This is a genomic window from Paraburkholderia bannensis NBRC 103871 (genome assembly GCF_000685015.1).
Taxonomy (GTDB): Bacteria; Pseudomonadota; Gammaproteobacteria; order Burkholderiales; family Burkholderiaceae; genus Paraburkholderia; species Paraburkholderia bannensis.
On the sequence record NZ_BAYA01000005.1, the window covers coordinates 300847 to 316512 of the forward strand.

General features: G+C 61.1%; 13 protein-coding genes. 4 read left to right on the forward strand and 9 right to left on the reverse strand.

The window, feature by feature from the left end; all coding sequences use genetic code 11:
• Window positions 1-172: 172 nt before the first annotated feature.
• The 3 genes from BBA01S_RS10145 to BBA01S_RS10155 form a co-directional block, all read right to left on the reverse strand.
• Entirely contained in the window at window positions 173-1102 is a 930-nt protein-coding gene (locus BBA01S_RS10145) for a LysR family transcriptional regulator (protein ID WP_027816329.1), read from the reverse strand.
• Between the two features lie 60 nt (window positions 1103-1162).
• Complete coding sequence (locus BBA01S_RS10150) at window positions 1163-2602, reverse strand: NAD(P)/FAD-dependent oxidoreductase (protein ID WP_042296774.1); 1440 nt, start codon at window positions 2600-2602, stop codon at window positions 1163-1165.
• Window positions 2603-2735: 133 nt separating this feature from the next.
• On the reverse strand, window positions 2736-3083 hold the full coding sequence (locus BBA01S_RS10155) for a cupin domain-containing protein (protein WP_027816331.1): 348 nt from the start codon (window positions 3081-3083) through the stop codon (window positions 2736-2738).
• Between the two features lie 270 nt (window positions 3084-3353).
• Between BBA01S_RS10155 and BBA01S_RS40790 the strand changes: the two genes are divergently transcribed.
• The 3 genes from BBA01S_RS40790 (at window position 3354) to BBA01S_RS10170 (ending at window position 7345) form a co-directional block, all read left to right on the forward strand.
• Window positions 3354-4193, forward strand: a complete 840-nt coding sequence (locus BBA01S_RS40790) for a helix-turn-helix transcriptional regulator (protein ID WP_042296652.1) — start codon at window positions 3354-3356, stop codon at window positions 4191-4193.
• A 135-nt stretch (window positions 4194-4328) separates the two neighbouring features.
• The gene (gene speB, locus BBA01S_RS10165) at window positions 4329-5279 is read left to right on the forward strand and encodes an agmatinase (RefSeq protein ID WP_027816332.1); all 951 of its coding nucleotides are present in this window, start codon (window positions 4329-4331) and stop codon (window positions 5277-5279) included.
• Window positions 5280-5887: 608 nt separating this feature from the next.
• A complete protein-coding gene (locus BBA01S_RS10170; protein WP_027816333.1) occupies window positions 5888-7345 on the forward strand; it encodes an aldehyde dehydrogenase family protein in 1458 nt (485 codons plus the stop codon).
• Between the two features lie 41 nt (window positions 7346-7386).
• On the opposite strand, the gene BBA01S_RS40795 is transcribed toward BBA01S_RS10170, so the two are convergent.
• Window positions 7387-8235 (reverse strand): PoNe immunity protein domain-containing protein, encoded by an 849-nt coding sequence (locus BBA01S_RS40795; protein WP_063750535.1) that lies wholly within the window; start codon window positions 8233-8235, stop codon window positions 7387-7389.
• A 437-nt stretch (window positions 8236-8672) separates the two neighbouring features.
• Between BBA01S_RS40795 and BBA01S_RS10180 the strand changes: the two genes are divergently transcribed.
• Entirely contained in the window at window positions 8673-8876 is a 204-nt protein-coding gene (locus tag BBA01S_RS10180) for a cold-shock protein (RefSeq protein ID WP_027816334.1), read from the forward strand.
• 507 nt (window positions 8877-9383) lie between these two features.
• Here BBA01S_RS10180 and BBA01S_RS10185 read toward each other — a convergent pair.
• From BBA01S_RS10185 to BBA01S_RS45840, 5 genes are all read right to left on the reverse strand, one after another.
• Window positions 9384-10220 carry a tetratricopeptide repeat protein gene (locus tag BBA01S_RS10185; RefSeq protein WP_027816335.1) on the reverse strand — a complete coding sequence of 279 codons (837 nt, stop codon included), beginning with the start codon at window positions 10218-10220 and terminating at the stop codon, window positions 9384-9386.
• Window positions 10220-11152, reverse strand: coding sequence for a non-homologous end joining protein Ku (ku, locus tag BBA01S_RS10190; protein ID WP_027816336.1), 933 nt, complete (start codon window positions 11150-11152; stop codon window positions 10220-10222). The genes BBA01S_RS10185 and ku overlap by 1 nt, the downstream gene beginning before the upstream one ends.
• A gap of 77 nt (window positions 11153-11229) precedes the next feature.
• A complete protein-coding gene (ligD, locus tag BBA01S_RS10195) occupies window positions 11230-13746 on the reverse strand; it encodes a DNA ligase D (RefSeq protein WP_027816337.1) in 2517 nt (838 codons plus the stop codon).
• A 401-nt stretch (window positions 13747-14147) separates the two neighbouring features.
• On the reverse strand, window positions 14148-15236 hold the full coding sequence (locus BBA01S_RS10200; protein ID WP_027816338.1) for a porin: 1089 nt from the start codon (window positions 15234-15236) through the stop codon (window positions 14148-14150).
• Window positions 15237-15327: 91 nt separating this feature from the next.
• A complete protein-coding gene (locus BBA01S_RS45840) occupies window positions 15328-15663 on the reverse strand; it encodes a Rieske (2Fe-2S) protein (protein ID WP_084162044.1) in 336 nt (111 codons plus the stop codon).
• Window positions 15664-15666: the final 3 nt, after the last annotated feature.

The window sequence follows — 15666 nt, forward strand, 5'->3', positions numbered from 1 at the left end:
CCTTCGCGCGGTCATGTCCGCGCACTGTCCTCATCTCTGGCGGTCACTCTAAAGCACTCGAATGCGCGCCATATTGCGTATTTCAAACGTTCACTTCATGCGCGGCCAATGTTTATTCGCTTCGGTATTTTTTGTTGCGCGCGCATCTAAATCGGTAATTCGTTTCTATGTTTCAGGCGCAGGCGCGCTCCTCCTCCACGCTTTGCGCGCCGTAGACGTTGAGCAGGTCGTCGCAGAAGGCGTGCACGATGGGTTTGTCGCCAGCGCCGCGTTTGGTGGCCAGATGCAGCGGCACGTCAAAGCCGAAAGCCGTGCGCCCCAGCACGCGGATCAAGCCGCGCTGCTCGAACGGCTGCGCGTGATGTTCGGGCAAATAGCCGATATGGCTTCCGGAAAGAATCAGCACGGTAGCTGCATCGATGCTGTCCGCAATCGCCGTGACCTGGCGTTCGCCGATGCTCGCCAGTTCCTCGGGCACGGGATAGCTGCGCCAGATCCAGTCGTGCGTGCGCAGGTCGTCGAGCGTCACGTGCGGCCCTTCGTGAAAGAGCGGATGGCCGCGCCCGCAGCAGATCACCTGGCGCTCGCTGAAAAGCTCCGTGTAACTGAGCCCCGCCACGCGATGCCAGAAATAGCCGATCGCCAGGTCGAGCTGCTGGTTCACGAGGCATTCCTCAAGCTCCTGAGGCGGCGCCACGCGCATGGCGAAACGCACGGCCTGGTCGCGCTTGCGAAAGGCGCCGATGGCCTCCGCGAGCCGCACGTTCTCCACATGCGAAGCCTGCCCGATCAGCCCGATCGACAGCGTGCCGACGAGCTTGCGGTCGATATCGCGCACCTGGGCGACGAACTGCGACGTCGCCGCCACCAGCGCGCGCGCCGAGCTGACGAAGCGCTCGCCCTTCGACGTCAGGCGAAAGCCGCCGCGCCCGCGCTCGCACAGCGTGAAGCCCACGCGTGCTTCCAGCGCGGAAAGCTGCGAGCTGATGGTGGACTGGCGCACGCCGAGCGTCGCTTCGGCGGCGGTGATGCCGCGCGCGTCCACCACGGCGAGGAAGACCCGCACGAGGCGAAGGTCGAGGTCGGAGGTATTGGAGAACATGCCGCTTCGTATCAACTTCGGCGGCGCTTCGTGGAGGCGAAGCGCCGCGCTGCGCTCACATCACATCGGAAAGCCCAGGGCCTTGATGCCCTTGATCCAGGCCCGCTTCCAGCCGCCTTCATCGTCCGCGCCGTCGAACGCGTGGAAGGTGACCTTGGCCGCCAGCCAGCGCACCGGCTCGGGCGGAATATAGGTCGGGCTGAGTTTGGCGATATCGAGCTCGCGCTCCGGGCTCTCGCGGTCGAACAGCAGGTTCAGGCCCATGAAGGCGCCGAACCGGCTCGCGGCCACGCCAAAGCCCGTATAACCGGCGACGAACACGGCCTTGTCGCCGAGATAACGCTTCGCGAACACCGAACCGCGCGAGCAGTAATCGATCGGGCCGCCCCACGCGTGCGAGAAGCGCACGTCGCTGAGCTGCGGGAAAGTCTTGTAGAACGCCTGCGCGAGACGGTAATAGGTTTCGCGCTGCTCGTCCTGCGCCGGATTCGGGTCGCCGTCGAAGTGATAGCTCACCAGTCCGCCGAAGATGATGTTGTTGTTCTTCGTGAGGCGGAAATAATTGAGCTGCGTGCGCGTGTCGTAAATGCCCTGGCGGTTCTTCCAGCCGATGCGCGCGAGTTGTTCGTCGGTGAGCGGCTCGGTGGCCAGCACGTGATCGCGCACCTGCAATACGCGGCGATTGATGTCGGCGATACCGACCTTTGCCGTGCCGCTGCCGAACAGCACGCGCGGCGCACGCACGCTGCCTTCAGGCGTCTTGACGAACACCGTCTGGCCTTCGTCGGTCACGGTGACGAGCGGGCTGTGTTCATAGAGCCGCACGCCGAGCGACAGCGCCGCGCGCTTGAGGCCCCACGCAAGCTTGGCCGGATGCACGATGCCGCTGCGGTTGCGCGACCAGAGCGCGCCTGCGAACAGCGGCGAATCCAGTTGTTCGCGCGTCGCCTGTGCGTCGAGCAGCTCGACGTTGTGGCCGTATTCCGTGTGCAGGTCGTAGTCGGCCTGCAGATGCTCGACGTGATCCGGGTCGACCGCCACCGTCATCTCGCCGTTCCATTCGATATCGGCGTCGATGTTGTAGCGCTTGAGCGTCTCTTCGAAACCATCCAGGTTGCGATGGCCGAATTCTTCCAGTTGCGCGATGTCGTTCGGGAACACGCGCACCGCATTGGGCAGGCCGTGCATCACCGAAGTCGAAATGATGCCGCCCGCGCGGCCCGAAGCACCGTGCGCGACCCGCCCGGCTTCGATCACCACGACGTCGAGTTCGGGCATTTGTTCTTTCGCTTGCACGGCGGCCCAGAGGCCCGTGAAGCCGCCGCCCACGATCAGCAGATCGGCGCGGGTGTCCTGCGTGAGTTTCGGCTCGGCGGGCGGCTGTGCCGGATTGTCGAGCCAGTACGGAGAAAGCCTGGTACGCGAAAGCGCTTCTTCGACGCCCAAGGCAGCGGGATGACGCGTTGCTTCGCGTTTGGCGGCCGGTGCGGAGGCACCCATGCCGGCTTCGTAGAGTTGCGCGCTGTCGCTCATGATGGCTTCACTGCTTAAAGCGGGGGACGGCGCCGCGCCATACGCACGATGCGTGAGGCGCGGCTTGCGATGGAGAATCGCTTAAGGACGTATTGACGTATTACTGTTGCGGTTCGAGCAGGACGTAGAACTTCTTGGCGTCCTCGATCGTTTCCCACTTGCCTGCAAAGCCCTTCGGCAGCAGGTAGCCCTGGCCTGCCGAGAATTCCTTGCGCGCGCCGTTCACGTCGGTCAGCGCGACCTTGCCTTCGACGAGCCAGCAGGCTTCGTCGGCGCCCGTTTCGGGGAACTCGACCGAACCGACCTTGCCTTCCCACCAGCCGATCACATGGCTGCCGCTCTTGCCTTCTGCGGCGCGCCAGTCGCCTTCGTCCATGCCGTAGTCCAGCTTGGTGTATTCGCCCAGACCTGCGCCCAGTTCCTTGATGTCCTGAATCAGCTTGCTCATGGTTGTTCCTGTATCGGACGTCGTTGCCGACGTGTTCATTGAATCGGTGCGGCCATGTTGCCGGGTCGCGCTGCCCCGGTATGCCCCCCCTCGGGGGGGGCAAGATGCGTTTCGCGTGATTCTGGCGATTCGATCTGACGCTTTTAAGCGTGAATATCGGCAGGCGCGCGCAATCTGCGCATTGATGGCTTAAAAACCCCGAAAACCCCGTCTAACGGGCCATGCAGCCCATCGGCTATAATCGTTTGGCCTTCAAAACAGGGGCACGCCATGCTGATTCCCGTACCCCCGCAAGAACAAACTAATTTCCCGCTGTCGTTCAAGACCCTCGGCAATGTCATCGAAGCCGTCGGCACGCCCGATTTCGTGCCGCGTCTCACGCTGCTGCTCAACGAAGTCGTGCCGCTGAACGTCGTCCATATCGAACGCTCGCGCGCGGACAGCAACATGCCCAACGGCTTTCGCTGCGAGTGGGTCGGCAGCGGCGGCGTGGGCATGGACTCCGGCACGATTTCGGAAGTCATGACGCTCTACTACGATCGCTTCTACGAAAGCGATCCGCTGTTCGCGGGCATTCGCGGCAAGCTCGGCACCATGCTGGTGGTGCGCGACATCGGCGCGATTCCGCCCGGCGAGTTCCGTCAACGCCTGTTCGACGAAGCGCTCATTGCGCACGAATGCGTGCTCGCGCGCGGCACGCGTCACGCACAGCACTCCATTGCGCTCGAACGTGCGCTGCATGCGCCGCCGTTTTCGCTCGCGGAAATGAACCGCTTTCGGCATGTGAGCGACTTCCTGTTTCCGCTGCTCGAATTGCACGCTTCCACCAGCGTGGCGCGGCGCGTCGCGCATCCGACCTCGTATCTGCATCCGCTTGCGCAGTTCGACGCGCGCATTGCGGCGGACGGCGTGAAGCTGTCCAAGCGCGAATACGAAATCTGTGCGCACCTCATTACCGGCAAGACCGTGCCCGAGGCCGCGCAGATTCTGGGCGTGCGCACCGCCACGGCGGAGTCCTATGTCAAGCGCGCGTTCGCGAAGCTTGGCGTGCGCACCAAGCGCGAGCTGATTGGCTGGGGACATGCTTCCCCACGACTGGCAGCGTTGTAAACCCGCCTCTTGCATCGATTGCTGTCGATGTGAACATCTCAACTTCGTGATTCGCGCTGCACCTGGCTCGCCTACCATCGCCCGATCGCTTTAACTGCATCACTCGACAGCACTCAACGATCGGAGACAGCCCACATGCAACGCGAACTCAACCAGCCGCTCGGCGGCAACGACATGCCGCGCTTTGGCGGCATTGCCACGATGATGCGCCTGCCGCAGGCCGACACCACCGAAGGACTCGACGCCTGTTTCGTGGGCGTGCCGCTCGACCTTGGCACCTCGAACCGTTCGGGTGCGCGCTTTGGGCCGCGCCAGATCCGTTCGGAATCGGTGTTGCTCAGGCCGTACAACATGGCGACGCGCGCCGCGCCTTTTGATTCGCTGCAAGTGGCGGATATTGGTGATGTCGCAACCAATCCGTACGACCTGAAGGACTCGATCCGGCTGATCGAAGAGGCTTATGACGCGATCGTGGCCAATGGCTGCAGGCCGATTACGCTCGGCGGCGACCATACGATTGCTTGGCCTATTTTGCGTGCCCTGCACAAGAAATACGGCAAGGTGGCAGTCGTGCATATCGATGCGCATGCCGATGTGAACGACACCATGTTCGGCGAAAAAATCGCGCATGGGACGCCTTTTCGGCGTGCTGTTGAAGATGGTCTGCTTCAGTGTGACAAGGTCACGCAGATCGGTCTGCGTGGCACCGGTTATCACGCTGATGATTTTGATTGGTGTCGGGAGCAGGGTTTTACTGTCGTTCAAGCCGAAGAGTGCTGGAATAAGTCGCTCGCGCCGCTGATGGCTCAAGTTCGGGAGCGGGTCGGGGATACGCCTGTTTATCTTAGCTTCGATATCGATGGGCTCGATCCTGCTTTTGCTCCTGGGACTGGGACGCCTGAGGTCGGGGGGCTTACCGTGCAGCAAGGGCTTGAAATCATTCGCGGCATGAAGGGGCTTAATGTTGTCGGCGCCGATCTTGTTGAAGTGTCGCCGCCCTACGATCAAGCCGGGACTACCGCGCTTGTTGGCGCTAATCTCGCGTTTGAAATGCTTTGTGTTATGCCCGGTGTTAATTATCGGTAATTCCCTTTTGTTGGCATTTCCTTGGTAGCGTGTCGGCCTATTAGCGTTGCCCCTGTGCGGGGCGGCACTTACTTTCTTTGCCGCGGCAAAGAAAGGTAAGCAAAGAAAGCCGCTCACACCGCCAGTGTGACGCAGTCCACCTCTCGCCCATGATCGGAGTGGTGACTGGGCAGCGCTCGGTTCTCGCACCACACAACAGAGTGGTGACGCCCGCACATCCCGTTGCTCGCTACGCTCGCAACGGCACGGTATGCAGGGGAAACCAATGGTTCTGATCGCGGCAGAGAGAACAAAAACGCTTGCAAAACAAGGGGTTTTGTTATGCCCAACGGGGCGCTTGCGCCCCCGGATGTGCGGGTGCGGCCTATCCGTTATACGGCGAGAGATGCGAGCAATGCCCAGTCACCACTCTGTTAAAAGGCGAGTGGTGGACTGCGTCACACTAGCGGTTTGAGCGGCTTTCTTTTGCCTACTTTTCTTTGCCGCTGCAAAGAAAAGTAGGTGCCGCCCCGCACAGGGGCAACGCTGGCAGACCGACGTGAAAGCAAGGAAACGCGCAAACGCGAGAGTCGCGAAACTGCAAGAAACAAGCACCCAGAGACAATCAAATGGAAACGACGACGATCACCCTGCCAGCGGCGACAATTTCGGGCCACGCGCACCGCAGCGCCACAACAGCAACCTCGACCCCGATCCACAACGCAGCAACAGGCGCCCTGATCGGCTGGCAAGAACAGGCGACCGCCGACCAGATCGACAAAGCCGTCCGCGAAGCGCACAAAGCGCTGCCATCGTGGCGCACGACATCGCCAGCGACCCGCGCAAAGCTCCTGAAAAAGATCGCAGAACTGATCGAAGCCGACCGCGCCCGCCTGGCAGCGATGCAAATGCAGGTAAGCGGCAAGCCCCCCTTCGAAGCGAACCTCGACGTCAGCGACGCCGCCGCGACCTTCGACTACTACGCGGGCCTATGCGCGGAAGCAGCCGCCTTCACCCCAGAAACCCTCAAGCTCCCCGACGACACCGTCACCGGCGAGCGCTTCTACGAAGCCGTAGGCGTAGCCGCCCTGATCGTGCCGTGGAACTTCCCGATGGTGACAACGGCATGGAAGATCGCGCCCGCACTCGCGGCAGGCTGCACGGTCGTCCTCAAGCCATCGGAATTCACCTCGCCCGTCGAACACATGCTCGCCCAGATCATCGCCGAAGCAGGCGTGCCCGACGGCGTCGTGAACCTGGTCAACGGCGGCGGCGCAGTAGGCGCACAACTGACCGCTCACCCGCTCATCGACAAGATTTCGTTCACGGGCAGCACCGCATCGGGCAGGAAAGTGATGCAGGCCGCCGCGCAGGACATGAAGCGCGTCACGCTTGAGCTTGGCGGCAAGTCCGCGCTGATCGTGCGCGCCGACGCCGATATCGAACGCGCGGTGTCACTCGCCGTAGGCGGCGCATTCACGAACGCAGGCCAGATGTGCTCCGCGACCGCACGCATCCTCGTGCACGACGACGTCTACCGCAAATTCATGGCCGCGTTCGAAACCGCTGTGCGCGCGATCCAGGTCGCCCCGCCTGCCGAAGACGTTGTCATGGGGCCGCTAGTCTCGGCAGCCCAGCGCGAGCGCGTGCAGGCGCTGCTCGCACAAGGCGTGGAAGCGGGCGCGTCGGTGGCGTTCTCGGGCCAGCTCGATCCGGCCTGCGGCGACGGCTTCTTCATGGCGCCCGTCGTGGTGGCGGAGCCCGCCGTCGACAACGTGCTCTGGACTGACGAGGTCTTCGGCCCGGTCGCATGCGTGAAGTCGTTCCGCACCGACGAGGAAGCCATCGCGCTCGCCAACGACACGCGCTACGGACTCGTGGCCACCGTGGTGACCGCCGACCAGGACGCCGCGCGCCGCTACAAGACGCAACTGCGCGCAGGCCTCGTGTGGATCAACACGCCGCAACTGATCTTCCCGCAGGTCTGCTGGGGCGGGCTGGGTCTGAGCGGCATCGGTCGTGAACTGGGGCTTGCGGGACTGCGCAGCTACCAGGAACTGCGCCACGCACTCACCGACGCGGCTTAAATCGCTTTGAATCTGTTTTTAAAGCCGATTTAAATACGCTTCTATCCCGCGCCAGACCCGTCTGGCGTCCCGGCGCGGGCGTCACCAGCGTCGCGCAGCACAGCACGATCCGGCTTAAAACTGCGCGCGAAGTCGACGAGATCCTTGGGATAAACGCTGTGCCTGCGCAAAGTCGTGTCGTCGAGCTCCAAAATAAACGCGATGGCCGCTGCTTCGATGGCCCAGTATCCGAAATAGAGCCCCCAGCCTTCTGACAGGTTGAGATGGCTGTCGTACCAGCTGACATCGCTCATGGACGAATACCATTGCTCCAGATAGGTATCGAGGTCTGCGACGCTCTCCTCGTCTGAATCGCCATACATACTGTTGATGCAATCTATGTATGACTCATGGAACCACTCGTCGACGTCCAGGCGTCCGTCCAAAGCGTAATCCAGCAGGTCTTCGTAAAGCGTATCCTGCCCGCGATAAGCTGGGTCGTGTAGCGCGGCGATGCGCGCAAGCAAATCCTTGCGGTGCAGCAGAAAGCACAGTCCAATAAGCTGCATCGCGCGCTCATACTCTGCCAGTTCGCCCAGCCGAAAGGCCGGCCAGTCGGGGCGGCCGAATACCTGGCGCTGCCACTTCGCTGCCTGCTCATAGTCGGCAACTATTTCATCCATCTCTGCGCGCATGGGCTCGATGGACTCGCCAGCGGAGTATCGCAGCAGGAGCAGTTCGAAGCGTGCATCCGCTCGAAGAAACGCAGCCGTCGCTTGTTTCTCCTCGGCGGTACCATTGGCCGGCAAAGTCCGGGACCACAGGTCGATAGACTCGACCTGGAAGCCGGTGAACCATTTGAAATACGGCTCGGTGACGAAGCGCTCTCGACGTTGTTTGATGAAATCCATTGGACGTAATGGGAATTTTCTTCGTTTGCCAGCTATAGCGACAATCGACAAAAGTGCCGCAGCGCCGAAGCCGGAACAGACCCGTGCCGGGGTCGTCTTCTTGTTGAGTGGGAATGTGCAATGAACCGGCATTGCCTTTTATCCCACAGCCAACTGATGCAACACGCATTGCACGCGCTTTAGAGCGAGCCGTATCGTACAAGAAATTCGGGCCGCACCACGCGGCGATGCACCCGGAGTGTGGGGTAACTCACAGACGTTTTCCACATTGCGTGCGCGCATTCAAGAGAATGAGTGAATATTCGGGCGACTGACAGGTTGCATAGGGCATGCGAGGTTGCTCCCAAGCCGTCTATTCGCTAAATTGCTGTATGCAACATCAATACGCATTGGCGATTGCCTCGCCGATGGTCTCAAACTCCAGGAGCATGCAGAAAATGGCAACGGGTACCGTGAAGTGGTTCAACGACGCAAAGGGCTTTGGCTTCATCTCTCCGGATGACGGCGGCGAAGACCTCTTCGCTCACTTCTCCGAAGTGCAAGGAAAGGGATTCAAGTCGCTTCAGGAAGGACAGAAGGTGACGTTTGAAGTGAAACAGGGGCCGAAGGGAAAGCAGGCCGCGAACATCCAGCCGGTATAACTGCCGCTGCGCTTCGACACCGCGCGTCTACCGGCCAGCCTGGGAGAGCGCGGAACAGCAGGCTTCCATGAAAGGCAACGCCTGCAATCAAATGTTCGTGAGTGGCGCCGCTATGCGTTTCGAGCTCGATAGCGGTTTCGCACGGCGCGCACCGCATCCCTTGGCATCGCGTCGAAGGGACGTTAGTGGTCGTAGCGAGCTGGCGTACATCTTCAAGGGGGCGCAACGCCCCCTGTCACTCACCGGCTTCCTCGCGGCGGTGCGTTGCCCCGGCCTCCACCAGAAGCATTCCCTGTCGTACTCGGCCAGTTGCCGCCTGGAGGCCCATTGCCTGACCGGCCTCCACTGTTGCCAGCCTGTCCTCCGCTCGCGCCCTTTGAGCCACCGCCCTTGTTGCCGCTCGGCGCACTCTTGCCGCCACCCGTTCCTTTGCTCATAGCCCTTCTCCGTTGATGTGCCGGAATCCCCGGCAGCCAGGCACTGCAAGCGCTGTGGCCGCCTGCAGTCTCATGTAGTCAACCGGCGATAAGCATTGAAATGCCGCAGAAGACCCTGCTGGTCCCCACGCTTCTCCAACAACATCGCCAGGTTGTGGTGCGCATCCGCGTACGTCGGTTCAAGCTCCAGGCAGCGCATGTAACTCTCTTCTGCGTCGTCGAGACGGCCGAGGTCTTCATAGGCTATCGCGCGGTTGAAATGAAGCGCAGCGTCCGCTGGGAAATGCATCAGCGCGTCATCGAACACCTGAAGTGCATCTGCGCAGCGATGCTCCCGTTCACACAGGAGCGCGCCGAGGTCGACGTAGGCGGCATAGAACGGCTGCGGCGATAGCGCGATGGCTTTCCTGTAGGCCCGCTCAGCTCCATCGAGGTCGGTCTTCCTGAGCTGCTCGCCAAGGTCGTACCATTCTTCGGCCTGGTGAGCGAGGTCTTGCGGCGCTGGCGCCGTGTCGAGAAACACGACATCGCCCTTGATTTCGGCAACCTCGAAGTCGAGCAGCAGCTGGCCGGTAATCGCATCCCACTGCGACGGCCCTGTCCTCACCGCCACGTCGTTGCCGACGGCCGAAACTCGAATGCCGCTCAGCGGCAGCTCATCCGGCAGTTCCTCCCTGAGTCGGGAGAGCGCCTGCGTGACCTTGCGAGGAGGAACGCGCGCAGCACGCAACCTCAGCGCTGTACGTAGCAGGACAACGTCCTGGAAGGTGAACCGATATTGCCGGCGCGGACCACGCGAGGGCGTCACGAATCCTGCTGCAACGAGCCCTGCAACAACATGGCGCGAAACGCCGAGCATGGACTGCAACTCGCGCGTCGAAATCTCCCTCGGAACTGCTTTCGGCATCACTTGCGCGCCCGAACCCTGGCAGGAGTTTCGGCTGCGGGCTTCGCCGCGCGTGCCGCTGGCTTGCGTGTGCGTGGCGCCGCGGCCGAGATGTCGGTGACGGGCTCTGCTGCCTTGCGCTTCGGCGCAGGGGCCGCCGCTGTTTTCGCTTTTGCCGTGCCCTTCAGACTCGCACGCAGCGCATCCATGAGATCGATGACCTGCCCACCACCGGCGGTGTCCTCCGCCTGTTCGTGCGTGACAACCTGCTTGCCTTCAATCTTTTCGTCGATGGCCGCAAGGATGCGCTTCTTCTCTTCGTCCTCATACGCTGCCGGGTCATAGTCGTCCTCGGCGCCCTGCTCGATTATTTGAAGCGCGAGCTTCAGTTCCGATGCGGAGACCTCAACGCGTTCGATATGCAGGTCGCTCAAGGAGCGGACTTCGTCAGCATAGAGCAATTGCTGGAACACAAGACCGTCCTCTTCCGGGCGCACCTGCACGATGCGGGTTCTCCCCTTGGATGCCCATTTGGCCAGCGCGCATCGCCCGCTCTCAGCGAGTGCCTTCTGCAGCAGGCTGTATGGCTTGCCGCCGCGCTTGTCCGGCGCAATAAAATAAGCCTTGTCATAGAAAACTGGATTGATGGCCTTTTCAGGAATGAATGCCATGATTTCAACGACATGACTCGCACCGTCTTCCAGTGCCTTGAGTTCGTCGGAGGTAAACACGACGAACCGGTCTTTCTCGAATTCGTAGCCCTTGTTCATGCTCGATCGCTCGACCACGGCGCCGGACTTCTCCGAGACATATTGCTGCTTCACGCGTGAACCATCCGGCGCAAGCATATGGAAGCGGACATCGGACGAACTCTCCGTGGCCGTGTAGAGCTTCACCGGGATTGAAACCAGCCCGAAGGAGAGCGACAGGGAAGCGATTGAACGGGCCGGCATGACCATCTCCTCGCGGGTGAGCGTTAGCATTGCGCAGCGCAAGGTGCGTGCCCTCGCGGCCTGGCATCACGGTCAATTCATTTTAGGAGCTTTATCGCGGCTGCCAACGACTGGCGCGCCGACCCGTATTCGGCCCAGGGATCCTGGGTCTGGAAGCTGAGATATTCGCGCGCCGTTTGCACCGTCCATTGCGCCCCGCTTTTCAGGTCACGCAACTGCTCCCACGACACTGGCATCGAGACGCCCATGCCGGGCCGCGCACGCGCCGAGAACGCCGCCGCGGTGGTCTGCCCCATGCCGTTTCGCAAATAGTCGACATAGACCTTGCCGATGCGGTTCGACGGGCCGGACGTTGCAGTGAAGCGTTCGGGAATCGTCTTCGCAATGTGCCGGACGAACGCCTGCGAGAACGCTTTCACCGGCTCGTAGCCGAGCCTCGGTGCCAGCGGAACGACGACATGTAGCCCCTTCCCGCCGCTCGTCTTCAGCCAGGCGTTCAGCTTCAGTTCCGACAGCAGGGCTTGAACCAGCAACGCCGCCTCCTGTACATGCCCCCATTTCACGCCGTCGCCGGGGTCGAGGTCGAAGATGACCCTGTCTGGCTTGTCCAGGCGCCTCACTGTCGAATTCCATGTGTGGAACTCGATAGCGTTCATCTGCGCAGCCGACAGCAAGGCGTCGGCCGTATCGACAGAAAGCAGCGAAGGATGATTGGGCCATAGTTCGCGATCGTGAATCGTCAGACCAGGCATCGCGGTGCGTTCCACGTGCTTCTGGAAGAACAGTTCGCCTGCAATTCCGGACGGCGCGCGCAGGAGCGCCACGGGCCGGCTTTCCAGGTGCGGCAGCATCCGCTCGGCGACGCTCGCGTAGTAGCGAACGAGGTCGGCCTTCGTGATGCCGCCCGTTGCGTCGATGACACGCTCAGGATGGGTGATTTTCAGTTGGGGAAGCGCCGCCGGAACCTGCGTCCTGCCGCCTTCCCGCACGACGCCTTCTGCCGGCTTGTCGAGGCGCAGCCCCTTGAACGATGCCTGCCGGATGACCCCGTCTGCGGTCCATTCCGCAAACTCGACCTCCGCAACCAAGGTCGGCTCAACCCAGCGCTCGCTGCCAGCGGCGCGGCGCGCCCAACGACGCGGCTTCGTGTTGGCCACGTCGAATGGCGCCTCGTCAATCTCCAGCTGTGCGAGACGTTTCCAGAGATCCTGCGCAGTTCGTGAATCCCAGCCGGTACCAACGCTGCCTGCGTCGCGCAGTTCGCCATTGGCGTAGTAGCCGAGCAGCAGGCTGCCCACCTCTCCGCTCCTGCCACCGCGTGCTGTGAAGCCACAGATGACCAGTTCCTGGCGAAGCCGGGATTTCGCTTTCAGCCACGTCTGGGTGCGCCCTGATTCGTAAGGCGCATCGCGCCGCTTGAGCATCAGCCCTTCGAGTCCCAGTTCCGAAGCAGCCTCGAATACCTGGGCAGGCGGCGCCTCGAAATCCTGGCTGAACCGCACATGTTCACCGGCATCCTCGATGAGTTGGGCCAGCCGCGCACGACGCGCCCACAACGGTACCCTTCGAAGATCCAGCCCGTTGAGATACGTGATGTCAAACAGGAAATAGACGATGTCCTGATTGGCGCGCCCATCTATCGCGTCCTGCAGCGCGGAGAAGCTTGGTATCCCGTCCTCTAGCACGGCTATTTCGCCGTCGAGCCAGGCGCTCTTGAGACGCAGCGCTTCGACCTCTTTCGCAAGCGCGGGAAACTTCGCCGTCCAGTCGTTGCCGTTGCGCGTGATGAAACGAACATCCCCCTTCTCTACGCGGGCCAGCAGTCGATAGCCGTCGAGCTTTGCCTCCGTTATCCAGTCGCTGCCAGTCGGCAGTGAAGTCGCGAGCGTGGCGAGTTGAGGCACGAGCGCGGTCGGCATCGGCATGCGCCTCGCCGCGGACAGGTCGATTTCGGCTTCTTCCGGAGCCGCTCCACGCGCCACCTGCGCGAACCTCGGTTCACGCACCTCAATCAGGCCGAGCGGATGAGACACGACGCTGTCTGGCAGCGCCTTGATGACGTCGTACTCAGCGAGCGGCCGCGCCCACTCATCACGCTTCTTGAACAGTATCCACTGGTCTTGCCTGTCGGCGGGCTTCGAGATGCGCACCAGCTCCCACAGCCCGGCGAGCTTTTCGCCGTGAAGCCGGAATACCAGCTTGCCGGCCTGCATGCCGCTTGCGCCATCTCCCACTGGCTCCCAGGTTCCTCGATCCCAGACAATCACGTCCCCCGCGCCGTATTGCTTCGCCGGAATCGTTCCTTCGAAGCTGGCGTAGTCTGCAGGGTGATCCTCGACGTGCACGGCCATGCGCTTCGCCTTCGGGTCGTAGCAAGGGCCCCTCGGTACAGCCCACGAGAGCAGTACGCCGTCGAGTTCAAGGCGAAAATCGTAGTGCAGGCGGCTCGCCCAATGTTTCTGCACAACGAAGCGCATCCCGGTCTGGGTGGCTGCGTCCGAACTATTGGGCGCGGGCTCAGGCGTGACGGCGAAATCCCGCTTTTTCTTGTAGCGGGATAACGGTGGCGATGCCGCTTCGCGAGGAGAGGCCATGCGTAGTCTCTTGAAATGCCGCTTTTCAAACGAATAGCACAAACCACGCCAGAAACGCTTACTGCTCAAACACGCAGGCTTTGAATCGAACGCTTACTCTCGCAAAAAGCGTCGTTTTATGTTGCGGCGCACCAGAGACCGGAGTAGAGTTGAAGCGTCTCCTCCATATCCACCCTGGATTGGATTCAGCCCGCTACATGCGGGCTTTTTCTTTTCCGAATGCGGCTTGTTTCACGAAAACCCCTGCCACGGGCTAGCTGCTGCACGCCAGGCAGACACAACCCCGTGGCTTTAACCCTAGCCTCGAACCAAAGCTTCATAGTAGATGGTCTGCTCGAAGTAACGAGGAGCGCAGGCTCGTCAAACGGACAGATTGCAGCGACGTAACACTAACGCAGCAATCAGAACACGGTATGCATCCCAATGCGCGCGGCAAGCTGGTTTGCCGAACTCGATGCACCGTTCGCATCCAGGATGCCATTTATCTGAGCGTTTGCGCCACTATTGGCACGTTGATAATCTGCCGATACATACACCGCAGTCCGCTTCGACAGGAAATACTCAACCGATGCCGTGAACTGATGCGCATGGTTGTTGCTCACCGCCTCGTTACCCTTCATATACATATACTTCGCACCAAACAAGATAGCAGGACGAACCTTCCATTCTGCGCCCGCTTCAGCCATCCACACGCCAGCGCCGTTAAAAGAGTTATGAACTGTGGTAACGAGCGCTTTTGCGGTCACATTGCCCAGCGAATAATGCATCCCTGCCCCCCAATTGCGCACACTAGTCGATGGCACGCCTGCAGCCGGGCCATACTTCTCATTCGTGTACGCAGCACCGGCTCCGAAAGCGCCCACCTCATAATTCAAGCCCGCGCTTACTGCGTTGTCTGCGCCTACTGAGCCGGCCACGCCGCCAAAAGAGTACAGTACGCCACCCGAAAAACCGCCAACCGTGGGGGAGGTGTATTTGACCGAATTGGCGATAGGCTTACTGCCGGCGGTTCTGTCCCAATCAAACGCACCCGTCGGGTTGTCCGGCAGCGCAAGGCGCTGGAACGGGCCATTTCTGAACCCATAAAGCCCAGACAGGTCATTGGATATCGTACTTCCCCTGGAAAAAAGCGAGTCCACCATAAACTCGTACTGATTCCCCAACGTAATGCTGCCGTATTGAGAACTCTCCAGCCCAACGTATGCGTTGCGCGCGAACAGCCCGCCTCCGACAATACTTCCATTGGCCATTGAGAATTGATTCACGAGCGCGAAAATCGCCCGGTATCCACCACCGAGGTCTTCTGCGCCACGGAAACCAAACAGATTCGGGGCATAGATGCCGTCATCGAACTTGACGTTCTTTGACCCACCTTCATTGCTGACATACGTGACGCCAGCATCGACAAGACCGAACATCGTGACGCTACTCTGCGCCCAGGCGCCTTGTGTCATCACCCAAATAGCCACTGCTCCAAACCGAAGCTTCATTGTTTATCCGTTTTCTTTATGAAATGCGGGCTCGCGGCAATGCAACCGGGCATGAATTGCGCCTCACTGACATCAGCGCCGTCGAGCGACTTCACACGCCTGCAGCGACAACCCAAGCACCTGCATCGACTTTGACAGGTACAGCTTCCAGCGATGCACCGGTGCAAGGCCCGTCTATGCACACTCCGTCGTCGAACCTGAAAAGTGCGCTGTGATGCGCGCACATCAGCACCTGAGAGCGATAGCACGAAACGTTACCCGGTTCGAAATCAAGCGGTACTGAAAAATGAGGACACCGATTGACGTACGCCCACACCTGCTCACCACGCCTGACGACAATGACAGGACGACCAGCGCACGCTTCGTCGATTACTTTTGCCCCGCCATCCGGCACGTCCACAAATTGACATAGCTTCGTCGCATTCATCGC